The sequence below is a fragment of the Wolbachia endosymbiont (group E) of Neria commutata genome, assembly GCF_964026735.1.
GTDB lineage: Bacteria > Pseudomonadota > Alphaproteobacteria > Rickettsiales > Anaplasmataceae > Wolbachia.
The window spans coordinates 1,095,043-1,115,234 of record NZ_OZ034692.1; the positions used below are offsets into that span (position 1 = coordinate 1,095,043).

The 20,192-nt window shown below is 33.5% G+C and carries 17 protein-coding genes, 2 tRNA genes and 5 pseudogenes; 11 read left to right on the forward strand and 13 right to left on the reverse strand.

Annotation, left to right across the window (positions count from 1 at the left end):
* Positions 1-92 precede the first annotated feature (92 nt).
* The 4 genes from sdhC to AAGD89_RS05830 all read left to right on the forward strand — a co-directional run bounded on the left by sdhC (position 93) and on the right by AAGD89_RS05830 (position 3,905).
* Positions 93-470 carry a succinate dehydrogenase, cytochrome b556 subunit gene (sdhC, locus tag AAGD89_RS05815; protein WP_341808116.1) on the forward strand — a complete coding sequence of 126 codons (378 nt, stop codon included), beginning with the start codon at positions 93-95 and terminating at the stop codon, positions 468-470.
* Entirely contained in the window at positions 467-832 is a 366-nt protein-coding gene (gene sdhD / locus AAGD89_RS05820; protein WP_341808117.1) for a succinate dehydrogenase, hydrophobic membrane anchor protein, read from the forward strand. Before sdhC ends, sdhD begins: the two co-directional genes overlap by 4 nt.
* 76 nt (positions 833-908) lie before the next feature.
* The gene (locus AAGD89_RS05825; protein WP_341808118.1) at positions 909-2,510 is read left to right on the forward strand and encodes a hypothetical protein; all 1,602 of its coding nucleotides are present in this window, start codon (positions 909-911) and stop codon (positions 2,508-2,510) included.
* Positions 2,511-2,612: 102 nt separating this feature from the next.
* The gene (locus AAGD89_RS05830) at positions 2,613-3,905 is read left to right on the forward strand and encodes a sugar phosphate nucleotidyltransferase (RefSeq protein ID WP_341808119.1); all 1,293 of its coding nucleotides are present in this window, start codon (positions 2,613-2,615) and stop codon (positions 3,903-3,905) included.
* Positions 3,906-4,008: 103 nt separating this feature from the next.
* Here the strand turns inward: AAGD89_RS05830 and AAGD89_RS05835 are convergent.
* Positions 4,009-4,863 (reverse strand): annotated as a pseudogene (locus AAGD89_RS05835) (IS630 family transposase).
* A 359-nt stretch (positions 4,864-5,222) separates the two neighbouring features.
* On the opposite strand from AAGD89_RS05835, the pseudogene AAGD89_RS05840 reads away from it, so the two are divergent.
* From AAGD89_RS05840 to AAGD89_RS05870, 7 genes and pseudogenes are all read left to right on the forward strand, one after another.
* Positions 5,223-6,056, forward strand: a pseudogene (locus tag AAGD89_RS05840) (transposase).
* A 368-nt stretch (positions 6,057-6,424) separates the two neighbouring features.
* Positions 6,425-7,354, forward strand: coding sequence for a hypothetical protein (locus AAGD89_RS05845; protein ID WP_341808120.1), 930 nt, complete (start codon positions 6,425-6,427; stop codon positions 7,352-7,354).
* Positions 7,355-7,559: 205 nt separating this feature from the next.
* Entirely contained in the window at positions 7,560-8,660 is a 1,101-nt protein-coding gene (locus AAGD89_RS05850; protein ID WP_341808121.1) for a hypothetical protein, read from the forward strand.
* Positions 8,660-9,112, forward strand: coding sequence for a hypothetical protein (locus tag AAGD89_RS05855; protein ID WP_341808122.1), 453 nt, complete (start codon positions 8,660-8,662; stop codon positions 9,110-9,112). Before AAGD89_RS05850 ends, AAGD89_RS05855 begins: the two co-directional genes overlap by 1 nt.
* Positions 9,113-9,237: 125 nt before the next feature.
* Positions 9,238-10,842 (forward strand): hypothetical protein, encoded by a 1,605-nt coding sequence (locus AAGD89_RS05860; protein ID WP_341808123.1) that lies wholly within the window; start codon positions 9,238-9,240, stop codon positions 10,840-10,842.
* Positions 10,832-11,020, forward strand: a complete 189-nt coding sequence (locus tag AAGD89_RS05865; protein ID WP_341808124.1) for a hypothetical protein — start codon at positions 10,832-10,834, stop codon at positions 11,018-11,020. The genes AAGD89_RS05860 and AAGD89_RS05865 overlap by 11 nt, the downstream gene beginning before the upstream one ends.
* Positions 11,017-11,154 (forward strand): hypothetical protein, encoded by a 138-nt coding sequence (locus tag AAGD89_RS05870; protein ID WP_341808125.1) that lies wholly within the window; start codon positions 11,017-11,019, stop codon positions 11,152-11,154. Before AAGD89_RS05865 ends, AAGD89_RS05870 begins: the two co-directional genes overlap by 4 nt.
* Before the next feature lie 247 nt (positions 11,155-11,401).
* On the opposite strand, the pseudogene AAGD89_RS05875 reads toward AAGD89_RS05870, so the two are convergent.
* The 12 genes and pseudogenes from AAGD89_RS05875 to AAGD89_RS05930 form a co-directional block, all read right to left on the reverse strand.
* A pseudogene (locus AAGD89_RS05875) lies at positions 11,402-11,635 on the reverse strand (transposase); the annotation flags it as partial.
* A 152-nt stretch (positions 11,636-11,787) separates the two neighbouring features.
* On the reverse strand, positions 11,788-11,904 hold the full coding sequence (locus AAGD89_RS07335) for a transposase (protein ID WP_410541848.1): 117 nt from the start codon (positions 11,902-11,904) through the stop codon (positions 11,788-11,790).
* 340 nt (positions 11,905-12,244) lie between these two features.
* Complete coding sequence (locus AAGD89_RS05885; RefSeq protein WP_341808126.1) at positions 12,245-14,389, reverse strand: hypothetical protein; 2,145 nt, start codon at positions 14,387-14,389, stop codon at positions 12,245-12,247.
* Positions 14,390-14,734: 345 nt separating this feature from the next.
* Positions 14,735-14,811, reverse strand: a tRNA-Arg gene (locus AAGD89_RS05890).
* A 151-nt stretch (positions 14,812-14,962) separates the two neighbouring features.
* Complete coding sequence (locus AAGD89_RS05895) at positions 14,963-16,069, reverse strand: D-alanyl-D-alanine carboxypeptidase family protein (protein WP_341808127.1); 1,107 nt, start codon at positions 16,067-16,069, stop codon at positions 14,963-14,965.
* Positions 16,070-16,130: 61 nt separating this feature from the next.
* Complete coding sequence (locus AAGD89_RS05900; RefSeq protein ID WP_341808128.1) at positions 16,131-17,054, reverse strand: cation diffusion facilitator family transporter; 924 nt, start codon at positions 17,052-17,054, stop codon at positions 16,131-16,133.
* A gap of 27 nt (positions 17,055-17,081) precedes the next feature.
* A tRNA-Val gene (locus AAGD89_RS05905) sits at positions 17,082-17,154 on the reverse strand.
* A gap of 50 nt (positions 17,155-17,204) precedes the next feature.
* Entirely contained in the window at positions 17,205-17,909 is a 705-nt protein-coding gene (gene radC, locus AAGD89_RS05910; RefSeq protein WP_341808129.1) for a RadC family protein, read from the reverse strand.
* A 94-nt stretch (positions 17,910-18,003) separates the two neighbouring features.
* Positions 18,004-18,096: pseudogene (locus tag AAGD89_RS05915) on the reverse strand (IS5/IS1182 family transposase); the annotation flags it as partial.
* A 170-nt stretch (positions 18,097-18,266) separates the two neighbouring features.
* Positions 18,267-19,101, reverse strand: a pseudogene (locus AAGD89_RS05920) (transposase).
* Positions 19,102-19,176: 75 nt separating this feature from the next.
* Positions 19,177-19,401 (reverse strand): head-tail connector protein, encoded by a 225-nt coding sequence (locus AAGD89_RS05925; protein WP_341808130.1) that lies wholly within the window; start codon positions 19,399-19,401, stop codon positions 19,177-19,179.
* A gap of 137 nt (positions 19,402-19,538) precedes the next feature.
* The gene (locus AAGD89_RS05930; RefSeq protein WP_341808131.1) at positions 19,539-19,865 is read right to left on the reverse strand and encodes a hypothetical protein; all 327 of its coding nucleotides are present in this window, start codon (positions 19,863-19,865) and stop codon (positions 19,539-19,541) included.
* Between the last annotated feature and the right edge of the window lie 327 nt (positions 19,866-20,192).

Genomic DNA, 20,192 nt, shown 5'->3' on the forward strand with positions numbered 1-20,192 from the left:
AAATGGTAGTGTTGTTATGCACTATACTGCTGTCTTTACTTCTACTTTATTTTAATTCCCGGTTTATTTGAATTTTCAAGCAGTAAAATTTTATGAGCGATAGACCTCTTTCTCCACATTTACAGATATATAAAATACAAGTTACTAGTTTTTTTTCTATTATGCATAGGTTAACTGGTGTCTTGCTCTTTTTTTTGTTAATGATATTTTCTTGGCATTTCATATTACATGTTTATTTTCCTAAACTGTTCATAGTAAGATACTTAAATGTATTACTATCTACTCCTGTTGCTAAATTAGCGTATATTTTATGTTTTGTAAGTTTTACATATCATTTTCTTAATGGTATTCGTCATTTATTGTGGGATATGGGGCTTAACCTAGAAATCAACGGCGTTTCAAGGAGCGCTATACTGCTAACAGTGACACTACTTTTTTCTACAATCGCATTTTTATTTATGTTTATATGAGTCAATCTGGAAGTTCAGTACATCATTGGTGGGTTCAGCGTATTTCTGCAGTAATTTTACTGCTTTTGTTTCCTTGGTTTATCTATTCATTTTCTTGTGCATTTTATAACGAGACTCCTTTACTTCTTAATGAAAAATTACTTCAAGCTATTAATCATCCTTTAGAGCTTTTATTTTTTGTTGTATTGCTGTTTTGCATCTTTTGGCATGCAGTTCTTGGAATGCAGGTAGTGTGTGAAGATTATATACACAATGTTTCTTTAAGGATTGTAACAACAACGTTCATAAAATACTTATCCAGTATTACTTATATAACTCTTGCTTTTACAATTTTTTTCTTTTACAGGCATATTTTCTTGTGAAATCACCGGTTCTGTGTTAACATATTATTAACATACTGATTTTATTATTAAAATATAGTGGTTTTTATTTACAATTATGCCCGAAGTATGGAAAAAAACAAAGAACAAAGCAGCAGATTTTACGTTATGGGCCAGGGGATTACTTGCCACATCTGAACTTATTGCAACTTATGTTTACGACTCTAGAGAGGTTTTAACATATGATGATGGAAGAATATGCAAATATCCAGAAAATTATCCTGACATTGTAGAATCTGGTAAAATTACAGAAGAAAAAGATAGCAAGGGGAAATCTGAATACAAACTTTCATATAAAGGAAAAAAGTTTAATTTAGCCTTAGTTAAAGAAGCTCGCAATAGATCTTATTTTACTATTGACTTTCCAGTTTCCATAAGCAATTTAGATGAAGATTTTTTTACATCATTTGGCTCTACGGTGCTAGGATTTCCAAAAAGGGAAGACCTTTTGGAATACGCTCCAATTTTTGAAGTTGATACGTCATTTCGATTAGCTAACCCCTCTGTGCCTTGTAAAATTGAAGAAGCAAAAGATAGTCATGGAAAGTCTATAAAAGATCAAGATGGCAACCTTAAGTATACACTTTCATATAAAGAAGAAAAAAAAGATAAAGAAGAAGAGAAAGAAGAAAAGTTTGATTTAATCTTAGTTAAAAAAGTTGGTGATAAATCTTACTTCACTACTGACTTTTTACTTAACCCAAAGCGAGACAACAATAGTAAGTACTATGATCTATTTAAATCTTCAATAGTTTCTCTTGAAGGACGTTCTGTTTTTGAAGTTGATACGTCGTGTCGATTAACTAACTCCTCTGTACTTGGTAAAAAAGGCAGAAATGGCAAACTATTATATACTGCCTATTATGTCAAGCCTGATCCTTCTAAAAATAAAACTGAAATTGATATTAAAATTAATACTAAATGTAATACTAATTTTTTTGCAGTTAGAGATCAGAATAATAACGTAGAGTGGGATAAAAGCCTTATATCTGTTCCTATCGTTCTTGCTTCAGGCTTAGCTAAAGTTTTTGCTAACTGGTTAACTTTTATTCCTATGAAATTAGGAGAATTTTTAATCGGTAAGAAAAATCCTATTGCAAAGACTGTTGGTTATCTTTTGTTTACTCCTGCAGCAATAGTGAAGAATTCAGTAAATATGTTATCTACAATACTCAAAGCTCCAATTTTGTTATTTGTGGCAAATGAAAGAAAGTATGGTGATAAATACTATACTAAGTTAAAGTATCAACTGAAAGAGTATTGGGAAAAAGCAAAAAGTGACTTTAAGGTATTTAAAGATTGTGCAAGAGAACTAGAACAAGAAGAAAAGCGCCCTAATCTCGAGTTTACAGCTACGTGGGATGAGCTTAATAAAATGAAACCAGGTATTAAAAAAGATTTAGAAGAAAAAAAGAATAGTGGTGGTAAGGTAGCTGATGAAACACTAAAATTAACACCAGAAAAGGGAGCTGCTGAAACATTAAGATTACAAAGTAGTATAGGTGATAGAAAAGCAAAAATACTAGAAGATGCTGGAGAAGAAATACAACTATTAAGAGATGCTGTAAGTAGAAAAGGGATAAATCCTACTGAAACACTTACTAAACATGCCAATGGAGTACAGAGTAGACGAAATTCACAAACAGGCCCCGAGTTGTAGACTAATCTTCTTATTTCACTTTTAATAATTCTACAATAAAAACTTGCGCATATCTCGCATCTAGTATAAACTATTAATTATTTAATTAATTTTATTAACTATATGCGCCCTGTAATACTGTGTGGTGGTAGTGGCAGTAGACTTTGGCCTTTATCCCAGCCAAAACAATTTCAAAAAATGTTTAGCGATAATACTATGTTTCAGAGCACTTTACTGAGATTAAAAAGTAGTTATATGCCTCCAATAATTGCTACAAACGTGCAGTACGAGTCATTGATAATGAGCGAACTGGTTGCTTTGCAGGAATATAAGGTGATTTTTGAACCAGTAAAAATTGGAACAGAGGCAGCAATATTAATTGCTGCACTCCTATGCAACGAAAACGAAATAATGTTAATTATGCCTTCAGATCATTTTATAGGCGATTTAAATAATTTTTATAATTCCATTGAGAAAGCGTCTCAAATAGCCCAAGAAAACAACGCTATAGTTACTTTTGGAGTCAGGCCTCGTGAATTCAATTCTGAATACGGGTATATAAATACAGTTTTTGATCACAAAAAAAAATATCATATAGTAAAAAATTTCATAGAAAAACCCGCGTATAAGCTAGATAATAACCATTATTGGAATTCAGGTATATTTGTATTTAAAGCAAAGCGCTACATAAGTGAGATCAAAAAATTCGCCCCAAATCTTTATCACTTATGCTGTTCCAGTATAAAACATACCACACCGCAGGAAAAACTTCTTTATTTGAAACAGCAAGATTTTCAAAGAGTTGAAGATATATCTATTGATTATTTAGTGATGGAAAAAGCGGAAAATGTTGCAATGATCGAATCTGATTTCGATTGGATGGATGTTGGAACGTGGAACGCAGTTTTAGAGTTGAGTGAGAAATTTGACAGACCAACACAGCATTCTCTGCGGGAAGATCAGAAATGCTTTGTAAATAAACCAAATAATATAAAACCAGCTCACAAGCAACAAAATGTTCCAAGTAAGAGTCTAATTTCGTTTGTTAATAAACTCAAGAAAGTGAAAGTAGTTAAAAAAGAAATCAAACCATGGGGATTTTATAGTATAATTTTAATAGGCGGAAATTTTCTTATAAAATATCTTTTTGTAAATCCACTCAGCTGTACTTCCAAACAATTTCATAACTATAGAGATGAATATCACATAATACTGTCAGGAGTTGGATATGTTAGTGTGGATGATAAAGTGCATGCTATAGCACAAAATCATATGGTAGAAATCCCACGAAACGTTTCTCATAGAATTGAAAATAGAAGTGCAAATTCTCCACTTGAGATTGTTGAATTTCAGATGGGAGAATACTTATCCGACAATGATATAGTTAGATTAGATGATACATATGGAAGAATATAGCAGCTTCACTCATACCTTATTCTAGTTGGCTATATTGATTTTATAATTCAAAACTCGGGGAAAGCTTATCATTTAGAGCCCTTCTCTCAATAATCAGAATGATTCATAAGAAGGCAGAATCAACAGCCAGGCGGAAAGATTTAAAGATAGGGATATTTTTCCTTGCTCTATTTTTGATAGGAAATCACTGGTGCTCAATTTCGTTAAAATCAGGAGAGTATGGAGGAAGATAAAGAATTTCAGCACCAACTCCTTTTGCAAGCTCACTAATTTTCTTAGACTTATGGAAACTCGCATTATCAAGAATGACTGTCTGACCAGGCTGTAAAATTGGAGTTAAAATTGCTCAAACCAGGCATTAAAAAGCTCTGTATTGCAGTACCCTTCAAAGGTTAAAGGGGCAATTATTTTCCTTTGATTTAACGCTGCAATCATGCTGACACGCTGACTTTTTACTCCAAATTTTGGGCGTAAAATCTCTCTCCTTTTTGCAATATTCATAAGGATAATCTTTCGTATTATCTATTCCAGATTCATCAATATATACCAGATTATCAGGAGCTTACGTTGCTATAACTTTCAAGAATTCTGCTCGTTTTTCTTTGCTTCTTTCTTTGTATCCATAGGTCTTTTTTTCGTGTAAATCCAATATTTTTGAGGGCAGGGTGGATCGTTTGGCGGCTGATATTGCCCCAAAGTTCAGCCATCTCTGATTGAGTTTTACCTCCATGTTTTTTCGCAAATTCAGTGAACGCATTCCTGTCGGTAATTTTATGATTATAGCCTACACTTCCCGGCTTTTTCGATGCAAAACTCCCGTTTCTTTGCGCCTTACTTGCCATTCGTACAAAGTTGTTTCTCCTATCTTAAATCTTTTTGCCACAACTGCCCTGCTTGCTCCTTGCGTCCAGAGCCTCCATTGCTTTTTCCTTAAATCGTAACTATATGCTGCCGGCATTCAACACTCCTCATACCCTAAATCCTTAGCTTACACTATTTGGGTTATTAGGAGAAGGGGTATAATATTATTGCCGGAATTGTGAATTTGCGGCATAGTTTTTAATAATTTTGAGCTGGGGATTTTTTACCAGATTTTATCAGCAACTTGCTTCACGTTGTTTAGCAGGGAGGCATTGATAGTTGCCCACTTTCTATTCCTATCGATTCATATTTTTTGCCTTGACTAAGCAAATACTCTGCTATTGCCTTGCTTTCGCTTGCAACAACTTCTTCTTACAATAGACCCCCTGCGAAAAGGTAGAAAGTAGGTAAAAACGACTAAAAAGCATGTAAAATGAAAGTTTTAGGAGAGGGAAGATGGCAATAAGTTACGTAAAAATAGCAAGAACACCATATATTTTTAGACAATTGACAGGGCTCACAACATCTGAATTTGAAAAAATTGTGGCAAAAGTGCGTCCAGAGTGGGAAAAAATGGAGGCGAAAAAGAAATGTCACGGAAGAAAATCGCATGTTGAGGAGCTAGAAGACAGGATTTTATGTGTTCTAATTTATTACAGAACGTACATAACGCATCCATTTTTAGGGTTTTTGTTTAATTTGCACAACTCAAATATTTGCCGACTTTTTAAGAAAATGTAGCCATTATTGGCCAAAAAAATTACTATAAAAAAGGATAGAACGCTGACGCCAGAAAGGATTTTAAAAATTTTAGCAGACGTCACGGAGCAACCGATACAGCGGCCGAAAGACAGCAAAAAACGTAAGAAAAGTTATTCCGGAAAAAAGAAAGCAACCACAATAAAAACCGAAATTGTGATCGAGGGAAATGGGCAAATTCTGTCGATTTCGAAGTCGCATAGAGGTCGAATGCATGATTTTCGCATAAGGAAACAGGAAAAATTGTTGGCCAAAGATAGCATAAAATATGCCGATTCTGGGTATCAAGGTTGGCAAAAACTGCAGAAAAACGTTGTGATTCCGTACAAAAAACACCGTAAAAAGCCACTAACGGAGGAGCAAAAGGAGCATAATCGGAAGCTGGCATCGTTCAGGATGCGTGTGGAAAATAAGATTCGCGAGATAAAAATCTTCAAAATAATGTCAAATGTTTACCGCAATTTTCAGAAGAAATACAACATGAGATTTAATATTATAGCAGGAATTGTGAATTTGAGGCATAGTTTTTAATAATTTTTGGGCTGGGGATTTCTTACCAGATTTTATCAGCAACTTGCTTCACGTTGTTTCGCAGGGGGTCTTATGCTTTTTTTTGTCTTGAGCTTTCTATTAGAGATTTTATTTTTTCGCACTTTTTATCTAATTCTCGGTATTTGCTTGCATAATACAAAATACATCCTGCATTGAGATAAACATTCAGAGTTCCATCTTCAAGACTTCTTAAAAAAACTATTTTTCCTTAGGTTATAGAATTTTAACAAATTAACATATTATATGAGTTATAGCATTGATAATGCTAAATAAATTATAAAATAAATATTGTTCTTCTTTAACAAAGCTGTTAGTACTGCATTTCTTTAAATTGTTAGAGGTAGTGAATGGTAAGTTTTTTTGATCAACCGGTTAAACAACAAATAGAAGCAGCGATTGATAATAATGATCCAAAGCTAGTACAAGTTCTTTTAGGTCCTAAATATTGTCAGCTTTGGCAGTATTGGCTTATTCCTGCGCTTTTTAACTATGACATGCTTTCTATGTCTAAAATGACTAAGTGTGAACTTCCTCTTGCAATTGCTAATGAGCAAGTGAAATATCTTGATGGAAAAGAACATATTGATATTGAGGAATTAAATAATATTCAAAGAAATAAAAAATTTGAATACTGTGCAAAAGTAGAGAATTTTTATGGTAATGAAAGACTGTTGCAAATACAGTCTAGCAAACAAGGAGTACAATTAAAGGCTTCAGAAGAAGAATGCTCGAAATCTATAATAGCACAACTTGCAGCTACTGGTTTGCAGGATTATCAAGATAGAAATAAAGGATTGCATGTTTCTGACAGCGTTGTAGCAGAAGTTAATGCTGATTTTTCTAAAGAATGTGAGGTTATGATAAATGAAACAATCAGTGAATGTGAAGAGGAGATTAAAAATGCCAAGACTGTCAGTGACCTAACCAATGATCTACGTGAAAAAATAAGAAAATTGAATAATGATCAAAAATCTTTTTCATTAAAAATCAATCAAGTTAACGAACAGATTGTAAAAAAAATGCAAGATAATAAATTTTTAGATAAGGACTTTGTGAGGTCTGAGTATAATAAGTTACTTGACTATTATTTTAGCTCTAGTGAATGTGCTCTTAATAAAGAAAATCCATTATACGAATATACAAGGTCAAAGGAAAGTGTGAGTAATGCTAAAGAACATCTAAGAAGTTCATCTGTAAGTTACGGTTTTGGTGAATATATTGATTACGCTGCACAAAAATCTAAGGAAGAAGGAAATGCAAAAAAGAAAGATACTTAGATATAGTAAGGGTATTGGCTATTAATGGAGCTCATTCAGAAGCATTAATTACTGTTTTTGATACTAGAGAGTTGAAAGAAGTGGCTCTACAATCAATTTTTACAATTGCAAGGAGGGCTTCAAAGTATTATTTGACTTCGATAGAAGCGATATAGCTAAATTCATTTCTACTATTGTTGGCGAAGATGGAAAATTTCCCGACCACGTGAGCCAAAATGTACGCATCCTTGAAGATAGCGGCTTATCACTTGTTAAAACTCTATTAACCAATCTAAGATGCATAGAGAAGAACCTACAAGAAGCAAGAGAAAGTGGTAAAGCAAATCGTGAAACTGGTTTATTTAATAGATTATACAATACTTCTAAAGATTTTTGGAATGAAAAAATTAAAGGAGAAAAATATGCTCCTAATACAAAAGAGCAACATGAAAAGGTGTATAAGATATTACATGAAGCATTAGAAATAATTTATTTAGCTATGTCAACTAGTGATGATAGAGTTATAATTGACTATGCAAGAGAAATGGAGAGTAAGATTAAGAAAGAATCTAATAGCGATATAGCAGACATATATAGTGTTCTGTATTCAATATTTAAGGAATATAAAGTATCAAAGAGAAAAGGAGACTCTACAAGTGATATAAACAAATGGGAAAGATTATGGTATAATTTTCAAGGTATATTGCAAACATATCAGGATAATGTACATGAAGATAAACTCGTAGGGCACTTACGTATGGCTTTATATGCTTCGGAGCTTGCCTCAAAAAAGTATGAAGAACATCAAAGACAGCGTTTTACTAAGGAGTTTCGCAACATAGATGTAAAAATTTTGCCCGGAAATTGTCTAATTAACTGGTTAGGAGCAACTTATGGAGGAGTGCAAAGGGCTAATGACATGGAAACTGAACAAGCAAAGCAAAAGACAGAGCATGAGGCTAGAGGAAGACGGGAGGCTGAACAAGGAAAACGGGAGGCAGAGCAAAGGGTAAAGGTAACAAAGTCATTTGGAAGGCTATTGAGGAGAACAGGATTTGATGATGAGTTATATGACATAGTAAAAGACAACGAGGATAATATTGTAGAGGCAGTTGTAGAGCATGTTATGAAGCATAACTCCTCTGCAGAGCAAGTACTGAATGCAATAATTGAAGAGATAAAGTTTAATAGAACTCAAGTTATAGAAGAAGGAACAGTTAATGCTGAACTAATCAAAGTGGGAATAGAAAGCTCCTTAAATCAAGGTAGTTCACTTAGTAATGTAGCTGTAAACCAAGGTGCCAGTGCTGGAATAGGTAGGCATTAATGGAGCCAATTTTTCCAGCATATGCATCTAAGAGTGCAAATTTGCCGATATGGCAGAGTAATGTTGTTAGATTTTTATCGAATCATAGAAAATATCGCATACTCTGGTGGGAGTTTGGTCCAACTTTATTGAATCACTTGCATAAGGTAAAAGAGGATACAAAATCAGATTATACAAAAAATGGTTTGATTTTAACTTACAGCATTGCGTCTGCTGCTCTATTGATTTCATTGGCATCAACGCGTAAAGTGGCATTTACTGCAGCGGTAACTTCTGGAGTAATATTACTTGGGATTACAACTACAGTTGCTATTGATTATCAAAAAACAAAAAGAAAAGGTGCTAGTGAAGCAGTAGATCAAGAATATTGTCTGGAATTACTAAACCTACTTGGTGAAATGCCAAAATATTGGTGGTGGCCGTGGAGCCCAAAGTTAGTCAGGTTATTTTAACTGAAAGTCAAAAGAAAAGAGCAGAAAAGTATGCAAGCTACTCTTTTTTATATCGGGTAGTGCTAGTGATGTTCACATCAGTATTAACCCATCGTTTTATTCTTTTTCAACATAATGGAGGCTATATGAAGAGAAATCAACAAGGCAGTTTTTCTGCTCGTGGCGGAGCTGTAGTACGTGATATTGATGTATCTACAGAGGCAATGCAGCAACCAAGCGATCAACAATCCAGTCCACAGACAGAAACAGAACAAGAACCTTATTCTCAAAATTCAAGTGATTATCAACCACTTGGTTCACAGGCAGAACCTTCCGGTGCAGGGATGCAATCAAGTGCTCCAGGGTGCGCAGAATCTATCAATTTTCTTGAATTTGCAATGGTCTATCAAATGAATTTGGAAAAAGCGTTATCTTCATTTGGCTTTTCTTATAAAACTTTATCTAGTCTAGATGAAAGTTTGAAGCGTGCTAGAAATTTAGGTTACAGTAAAGATGCTATAAGTGAATATGACGAGTCATTTACAAAAATATTTAGCAAACAATATAGAGAGTTAGCACTAAAGTTCCATTCAGATAAAGGAGGTAAAGGAATGGATACTTTAAATAATATCAAGGAGGTTATGGAAGAGTTATATGAAACATCAAAAAAAGAAAAAGATACTTTTAGATATAAAACGTTTGCTGAAGTAGCATTGGACTTTCTGCACAAAAATAGGGATAAATACGCAGGTCTTATAAATGCAAACGTAGTTGCGGAATTAAGAAATATCACAATTTGGAGGCAGGCGGATTTACTGTATTGTCGTAATGAGTTTTTAGAGAAGACGCAAAAGTGTTTTGAAGTTTATCTGGATAATCCGGCGCAATTAAAACAAGAGTTTGATAAATTGGTCAATGATTATGTCACAAGGTATCAGGAATTTTGGCTTGATAATTTGGTTGATTTAAAGTCTAGGTGCGATAAAGACAAGAGCTTGAAAGTTATAAGAGATGAAGTTAAAAGTCTTTTGCAGGATAGTACTGTACAATGTATCCGGCTAGCTGATATTTTACCATCCGGAAAAAAAATTAAAAAAGAACTAAAAAAAATGTTACCAAAATCTTTTGAAATAAGTCAGTATCCTACTGATAAGTGCTTTGTGTTACCAATATTAGTATATAATGAGGTTGTACAGAAATATGTTGAGCTATTAAGCAGTAGCGATGTAAAGTATCTAACAAAAATTTTCGAAGAGCATGCAAAAGAGACGTGCAGTATAGAATCTGGTGTAAAAGGTTATATAAATGGTCTTTCACTTGTTGAGCTCCAAGAATGCATAAGATCCTTTAGGGAGGACAGCTTTCCAGAAATAATGAACTTTATATGTGGTAAAACATATTGCGTACCAATGCTATACGGATTGAGATCAAGAGAAGCAACGGAAGAAGAAATTGAAAAAATAGTATTAGTTCAAGTATTAAAAAAATATGTAAGTCTATTAAAGGAAGAATTTAAAAAAGAGAAGACACGGTTTAAAAGAATGGAAGAGGAGATACGAGAACAGGAGAAAGAAATAAAAGAACAGCACGAAATGCGAAAACAGGCAAATGTACTGGCAGAGCAGAATGCTCAAAGGGCTGACCATATTGGTAAGGTAAGCCAGATCTTTTCAAAGAAAACACGTAAGCTTGATGATGATTTATATGACATAGTAATAGCTCATCAAGTTAGCATTGTATATGAAACATAACTCTTCTGCAGAGCAAGTGCTGAATGCAATAATTGAAGAGATAAAGTTTAATAGAACTCAAGTTATAGAAGAAGGAACAGTTAATGCTGAGCTGATCGAGGCTGGTATAAGAAGTGTTTCAACTTCGCTTGGTGATATTAATATAAGTCATTGTGCTGGAATGAATAGGAATCCATGAAAAATTTAGCTGAGTGGAGAGAGAATGTAGTTCAGTTCTTATCTAGCCGCAAAAAATATCGAGTATTTGGTCCAACAGATCCCCTGCGAAAAGGCAGAAAACAGGTAAAAAACATTAAAAAGCGTATAAAATGAAAATTTTAGAAGAGTAAAATGGCAACAAGTTACGCAAAAGTTGCAAAAACCCAGTATATTTTTAGGCAATTAACGGGTCTGACAACATTACTTCGAAATTTCTGTCTACCTTACTTTCTACCCTTCTAATGGCATCGTAATTTCTATCTACTTTCGCTTCTACTCTTAAAATAGCTTCATAGTTCCTATCCATCTTACTATTAATGACCATAAGCATAAAAGCAACGCCTATAACCCCAACTATGGATTAGCCAACAAAGAAAGTGTAGGAAATAGAAGGCTTTTTGGGTTTTAGCGAATATGAAACAAGTGTCGAAACAATGTGAACCAAAAAATTTACTGGAGATCTATGCCGAGTGTGCTCAATTTCAAATTTATTTTTCAGATTGTCAAAAACTGTTTCAACAATCGATCTTTTTCTCAGCAGAATCTTCTCATTTAGCGACATTAGCATGTTTTTCATACCTTTTTTAATCTTGGTAAACCCGAACTATGGATTAGAAATTCAGTGCAATATCAAAAAAAAGAATGGAAAATCAGCAGGTTATGTAATCAATAATCCATAATATAACAGAAAGTGACAGTTTTGTTAAATTATCAATTGCAGGCTGAAAAATATTGAATATCAGTAGCTTACATCAAGCTGATCCATAGTTCGGGTTTGGTAACAAGTTTTAGGCCCCTGTCAAACAACTCATGGAAAAGGTCTTGCTTTATGTAGCCCTTATCTCCAAATAATAAACCTGTCAATTTTTTCGTTAATATTTGGTATTATTTGTGAAAGTTGGTATTAGAATCTCTGAATACGTGATTCTTGGTTGGCTTTTTGCCGCTTGGCAGGAATTTTTCTGCAAAATTTTTGTCGGCTGCGTTGCAAAAATCATCGATCAGGCAAAATAATTCTGTTATATTTTTATTCATGGGTAACCTCATTTAGTTTTCAAATATTTCCTGAGTTTACCCTGTTTCCTTGGCTTTTCTATTCTTTTCTAATCCATAGTTGGGGTTATATAGTCCACAATTTGTTAGTTTCAATAGCCCTATCAAGAAGAGTATTTGTGATTCATAGATCCGGTCTGAATTACTACGTTTAAACTGGTAATTTCTTTTCCTGGCCAGACATAGATTGTACATCAGGACTATCAAGACATTTACTTATGCAATAACCGATTCCAGCTCCAAGTAATGCACCAACCACAGCTGCAAAAAATACTGCAACTGCAGTACCTACTAATGCAGCAGCCCCTGCAAAGTGTGCTATTACTGCTCCAATAATTGCACCACCGATTGCACAGCCAACGATATAGTATTTGCTGTTACTTTTAGGTTTTTCTTGTGGACTTGACAATGATTGACCGCTATTTTTATCTACTCCCTCATTTGTAACATGAGTATCATCTGAAGAAACAGCAGGAATATGTGTTGATTTTTTAGGCTGCGATTCTGCTTCAAATTGTAAAATCTTCTCAGGTGTCCTAACAGTATGGCTTAGAACTCCTTCTACTATAGGTTTTTGAGATAGTTCACCTTCATTTTGTGTTTTGTTCTCAGTGTATACTGCTTCATTAGTTGCATTAGAATTAGGGATGCTAGAAGCTATTGCAGGTTCTGCCCCAGATTGTAAATCTCCCTCAGATGTGCTCAAAGCTGATTGCTCTAAAGCTTCTTTCCCATTATCAATCTTCATATGATCTTCTTCAGAGCCATAACCGCTTTCCCTACCACGATCATGTAATGCATTCTGATTTATCTTGTTCTCTAATATATTTGAATCCGAGTTAAATATTTCATCAGTGGTTGCAACTTGCTCCCCATATTCATAATTACTATTAGCTGATTGTTCTGAATTTTGCTGTGCTGTATCCTGTCCTATTTTTTGATTGGCAGCACTTTCAGAATGTAATTTTTCTTTCCTCTTTTTTTCTTCATCTTCTATTCTTTTATCTCCTTTAGCATCCGTCCATTTTTGTGCATCTTCGCCTTCTATTAGCATTTTATGTTCTATTGCATAGTCTATTGGATCTTCGCTCACCCCTATTTTATACTTATTAACTTTTGCCCATAATGTTGGATCTATATCTTCTATCTTGATACCCTGTTCTATTGCATAAACTATTGGAAATTTTTCATCCAGTAATACATCACTAAGTAATGCATATACAATTGGATCGTAACCGTCTATCTTTCCTTTTTTTTCGATTGCCTCTTTTATTTGAGCTTCATTGTAAAAATCTTGTTTTTGTTTTAAATCTTTCACATAAAAACTAACGTTCTTTATGCACCCAACTAGTCCTTTTCCTATTACTACATCACTGTCACTATTAACATATACTTCAGTATTATACATTAACCTTTTCTTAATTGTAACTGGCTCAACTTTTTCAGAGAATTTTAAATAATCTAACTCAAAATGCTCTATCACTTCTTCTATAAAGGATTTATTAGTACTATTATCGTCAAGTTTAGTATTATAATCATTTGTAAAATTTAGCAATTCTTCTTTATCAATTACGGCTATTTTAAGTTCAGTATTTATTGTAGTTAAAGACTTCATTAATTCTATGTGATCCTTTTCAACAGCTATAATCCTAATATTAAACCTTTCATAAAGAACTTCACCAGGTTGACCACGAACCATATCCTTAACATTTCCCTCAAATTTTCCAATTCCATCTCCTAGAATTACCACGGGAACACCCAATAACTCATCAAAAATTTTTATTATTTCACTATCTAAAATCTCAGGTGCGATATCACAAATACCTCTATCTTTCCACCTCTTATTAATTCTATTATTAATTTCTGTACTATCAAAAGCTTTTGTTATAGGAAAATCTGCAAACTCAAACGGAATTTTCAATGATATTTTTCCATTTAAATGAACAGTTGAAACAAACATTTGATTCCCTGGAAAGCCTTCTCTTATATCGAATACTCTTATCCCTCTTATGCCGTTTGCAGGCCACAATTGCCCTTTTGAAAACATTATTGATGAAAGTACTGTTGAAGCTTTAGTACCATGTGCACAAGCGGTTAGTGGATTGATTTTACCACTTCTTCCCATATTGATTTGTGGATATTCTTTATTGAATTTGCTTGTTTCTTCGCTTACTATAGCATCTCTTCTTGTAATCCTTTTGTTAGAAGAATATTTCTCATACAGATTTATAAGTTCTTGTAAACATTCTGTTTCTACAGGTGACAGCTCTCTTTGACCATTATACTTGTTAAGCACTTTATTACCCCCTATTCACTAACTCACATTACAATTGTACCTAATATCTTAATAATTGTCAAATTCCATAAAAACCTCATTTGATTTTGAACCAATACCACACTTTCTAGAATCAAACAAAATTCAATTATTGACTTATTTACTTTTAAATTTCTCAAAAATGGGCAAAAAAGGCCACACTAGGTTGAGATAGCTTTCCATAAGATATGCATTATGAAAGTATAGTTAATGAATTATGGAAAATAATTTACCTACGCGGCTAAAATATATTAGGGGAAAAGTAGGCCAATGGCGCGGGTTTTAGGGCTATGCTAAATTTAGCATAGATGAGTTCATAAAAAAGCATGGTGTGCCCAGTAGGATTCGAACCTACGACCCACAGCTTAGAAGGCTGTTGCTCTATCCAGCTGAGCTATGGGCACACAACATATATAAAATGCTTCTTAATACATGTAAAGTCAAGTTATTTCGTGTAAATATAGCGTTATATAGAACTATTACAAGTCCTTTGCAGTGATAACATATTAGTCTTTTAAAGTCATGTTGAATCTCTAATCCATAATGAATTAGGGTTTAAAATAACCTTCTAAAAAACCTCTCTATATAACTTAATTCCTGCACGTCATGCATTGCATAAAGTGGTATGGCTTGTTGTTCAATACCTGGTACTTCTACATAAACCTTACCAACTTCTTGGCCTTTTTTAATTGGCGCAGATATCATGTCTTTATATTCAATGCGCACCTTAATCTTATCAAGCAAGTTGCGGTTGTAAGTTATAGTGACATCATTTGCAACAGTAATTGGTACTTTTTTATCCCTTCCGTATAGAACGCTTATTTCTTCAACTACACTGTTTTTAGTGAATATTTTCTTAGTATTAAAGTGCTTCAAGGAATATTGTACCAGTCTTTTTGCCTCTTCTATTCGCTCTTTTTCAGTATTTAAACCATTTACAACCGCAAAAATCCTTCTGTCATTCCGCTTTGCAGACACAACGATGCCATAACCGCCAGAGTTTGTATAACCGGTTTTTAGGCCATCAACTCCGATATCGTGAGTAAGTAGAAAATTCTTGTTTTTCTGTAGAACTTCATTATAGGTCAGGTATTGCTCAGAAAATAAATCATAGTATTCAGGAAAGTCAGTAAAAATTCTTTTTGCCAATATTACTAAATCTTTTGCACTCATAAAATGATCTTCGTCTGGCCATCCGCTTGAGTTAACAAAATTGCTATTGTTTAGATTTAATTTTTGTGCAGTTTCGTTCATTTCAATTACAAAATTCTCTTCTGATCCTGCAATACCCTCAGCTAGCGTTATGCAGGCATCATTGCCTGAAACTATGATAATTCCTTCAAGCAATTCTCTCACCGTAACAGATTGACCTTCTTTCAAAAACATAGACGAGCCTTTTCTTTCCCATGCTTTCCTACTTACTTGAAATTTGTCTTCCAAATCAATTACTCCAGCTTTTACATAATCAAAAGCTACATATAAAGTCATTAACTTACTCATTGAAGATGGAGCCATTTTTTCATCAGAATTATGCTCAAAAATAAATGAATCTGAAGTTGACTCTAAAACTACTGCTTGCTTTGCTTTAGTTCTAAATTGGTATGCATATAAGTGAAGAGGAAGTGCAAAAATTAATAGCAAAATTATGAATCTGCTTAACATACTTATAATTTAAAACGTATAATTAACAATATAGTCTCATAAGAGTTTTTCAATATCTGCTTTACAAGCGTTTTTTCAAACCACCAGCTTTAGCTGATTGTAATTGATCATCTGCACATTCATCATATTCAATTTCAACGGTGGAGTGTGCAATGTCAAATTTATCTAGTAATATTCTTTTTATGTTACATAGGACGTCAGTGTGCTGTACATTTGGGCTTATTTTAGCGTGCATAGTGATTATAAAATAATTGTCAGACAGCGACCACGTATGTATGTGATGCACATCGATCACTTCAGGTAGCTCGAACGTAACTTTATTTTTTATTTCTTCAATTGATATACCTTCAGGTGTGCCTTCAAGAAGAATATGGCAAGAATGCTTTATTATTTTATAGCCACTATTTAAAATGATTACACTTACAACTACTGATAAAATTGGATCTACCATTTGCCAATTGGTAAACATTATGATTATAGATGCAAGTATGGCAGCTACAGATCCTAAAATGTCTCCTATAACATGTAGTACAGCACTTTTTATGTTTATATTGTTTTCACATTTACTATGTAACACAAAAAAGACTATTATATTAGAAAGAAGCCCGAGTGTTGCAATTGTCAGCATTACTTTCCACTCAACATTGACTGGAAAAATAAATCTTTTTATCGACTCAACTATAATAATTATCGCAATGAAGAATAAAGTTAAACCATTAACAAATGCTGCAATTATCTGTAATCGATGATATCCATATGACCTCCGCAAATCAGATTTCTTAGCTGCAAACTTATGCGCCAACCAACTCAAAACTAAAGCAAATAGATCAGTGAGCATGTGCCCAGCATCAGATAGTAGAGCAAGCGAATGTGAAATTATTCCACCTACTATTTCCATAAACATAGTTATTGCAACTATTATTATGGAATAAATTAAGCGCTTTGACTCAGCTGCTGAATGTTTGCCGTTATGTATTACTGCCATATGAAATCTTTATTATAAATAAAAACGTGGGTAATACCGGACTTGAACCAGTGACCACTTGCGTGTCGAGCAAGTGCTCTACCAACTGAGCTAATTACCCATCGTAGCTGTAGTATAATGTTGCAGTTGAAAGAAATCCACTCAAAGTTTTCACAACAACCTATTTTCCTTAAAGCTAAAGTGGTTATTAAATGCGATTATAATGTGATCTATTAGTTCTATTCCTATACTTTGGCAAGCTTCTGCCAATTGTTTGGTAAGAGATATATCGCTATTTGAAGGCTGGACATCTCCGCTTGGATGGTTATGAGATATTACAATAGACGTTGATCCAATCAAAAGCGCACGCTTGATGATCTCTCTGAGATAAATAGGAGTTTGATCCACCGTGCCAATATTTTGCAAATCTTCCGCTATTAAACGATATTTTTTATTCATGTAAATAACACGAAAATTTTCCTTATTGATGCTGCCTATACTAGCTCTTAAATAATCAAGTAATTTGTGCCAATTGTTAATTATTGGTAAATCCTTCATTTTCTCTCTTGTAGAACGAACAAAGGCTTGTTTTACACAAAAGATAGCAGATATTGCAGCGTCATTTACTTTATTGATATTCTTTAATTCCTCTGATTCAGCATTAAGAACTTTATTTAAGCTACCAAAGTAGTTTATTAGTCTTTTTGCAATTGGTTTAACATCAATTCTACCATAGGCTGAATATAAAATATGCTCTAAGATTTCATAATCAAGTAGCGATTGTCCATTATCTAAGATAATTTTTTCTCTTAAACGTTTTCTATGTCCTTTTTTGTAATCCAATAAATCATTTGTGTCATATTCTACTTGTTCCATACCTTCACTCACTATCAATATTATTAGCTATATACTTTTTATATATAAAATATTAAACTTTTAAGTAAAATATTTAATAAATTTCTTTCGAAACTCATATAGGTAGTTCCCAATTGTAAATTCCAGCTATCAGATTGAACCTCAAACCGAAGCATTTTCGCCTATTTCTATATCTGTCTGCGATAATAGACATACTGTAATTGCTATTGAGTAGAAGCATTATATCGGGTTAGATATCTCACTCAAAGAGACTTTTATTAGTATCGTTGATGAGAAAGGAAAGATTAGCCCCCCTGCGAAACAACGTGAAGCAAGTTGCTGATAAAATCTGGTAAGAAATCCCCAGCCCAAAAATTATTAAAAACTATGCCTCAAATTCACAATTCCTGCTATAATATTAAATCTCATGTTGTATTTCTTCTGAAAATTGCGGTAAACATTTGACATTATTTTGAAGATTTTTATCTCGCGAATCTTATTTTCCACACGCATCCTGAACGATGCCAGCTTCCGATTATGCTCCTTTTGCTCCTCCGTTAGTGGCTTTTTACGGTGTTTTTTGTACGGAATCACAACGTTTTTCTGCAGTTTTTGCCAACCTTGATACCCAGAATCGGCATATTTTATGCTATCTTTGGCCAACAATTTTTCCTGTTTCCTTATGCGAAAATCATGCATTCGACCTCTATGCGACTTCGAAATCGACAGAATTTGCCCATTTCCCTCGATCACAATTTCGGTTTTTATTGTGGTTGCTTTCTTTTTTCCGGAATAACTTTTCTTACGTTTTTTGCTGTCTTTCGGCCGCTGTATCGGTTGCTCCGTGACGTCTGCTAAAATTTTTAAAATCCTTTCTGGCGTCAGCGTTCTATCCTTTTTTATAGTAATTTTTTTGGCCAATAATGGCTACATTTTCTTAAAAAGTCGGCAAATATTTGAGTTGTGCAAATTAAACAAAAACCCTAAAAATGGATGCGTTATGTACGTTCTGTAATAAATTAGAACACATAAAATCCTGTCTTCTAGCTCCTCAACATGCGATTTTCTTCCGTGACATTTCTTTTTCGCCTCCATTTTTTCCCACTCTGGACGCACTTTTGCCACAATTTTTTTCAAATTCAGATGTTGTGAGCCCTGTCAATTGTCTAAAAATATATGGTGTTCTTGCTATTTTTACGTAACTTATTGCCATCTTCCCTCTCCTAAAACTTTCATTTTACATGCTTTTTAGTCGTTTTTACCTACTTTCTACCTTTTCGCAGGGGGTCTAATAGAGTCTACGAGGTATATAGTCTTCACATGAGATTTGCCACGTTTGTTTCGCCAGGGATTTTCCAATATGCCACTCAGCATAGCCGGTTGCCCCAGAAATAAGATTTAAAATTAATTTATCATCTTGATCGTTTTCAATGTGTAAGAATGATTTAGCCTCTTCTAAAGTAACTGGAAGAGATTCAGGCTTAGATTTACGCTCTACATATATTTTTGGCATAATAACCCTCCTTTTTTATATAGCAATATCATTATCATTTCTTGGACTTAATATTAAATGAAAATTAGTATAACGCTACTTACATAGCGCTAAGCATTTGAAATTATTGTATTTTTATTATTGGGTAGCAAGTTGTACTACAAATTCTTTATCGTATGTCCAAGCACGTTGAGAAGAGAACGCATTAAAGCTGTTTCTCCTTTTTTATTGATAAAATTTGAGTCTATAGTATAGTTAATTAAGCTGGATTTGAATGAACTCAGGTTTTGAGAGTGAATATCGTTGAAAATGGAATTTAGCTCTTTAGCAAGTAAACTACGGAATTTCTGCACACTGTCATATGCAATATTTTCGAGTTCATTTGTAAATTTATCTTGAGTAGCATTAGCTATATCTTCAATTTCTCCGCTCAATTCCTCTAGCTTTCTTGCGTTATTTTTGAAATTTTTGGTAAAGGTTTTCATATTCGTTTAACTTAACTACTTTTGTAATTGTAATGATAATGAAAAACTACCGAAGTAAAAAATTTATATATTGATTTATTTATAAAAATATATAATAATTATATTATATATTTTAAAATGGAACAAGGAGATATGAAAAGATTTAGTGATTTATACGATGGGGAAAATGGTCAAGTTAAATGTTTGCTGTTTAATAGGTTAACGAGTGCGATAGAAGGCAAAGAGAACAATATAGCTAAAGGAATTACTTACTTAGTGGAGATAAGGATCTACAAGAAGTTTTAGGTACGTGGATATTTGTCAAAAATACTTATAACAAAGTATCTT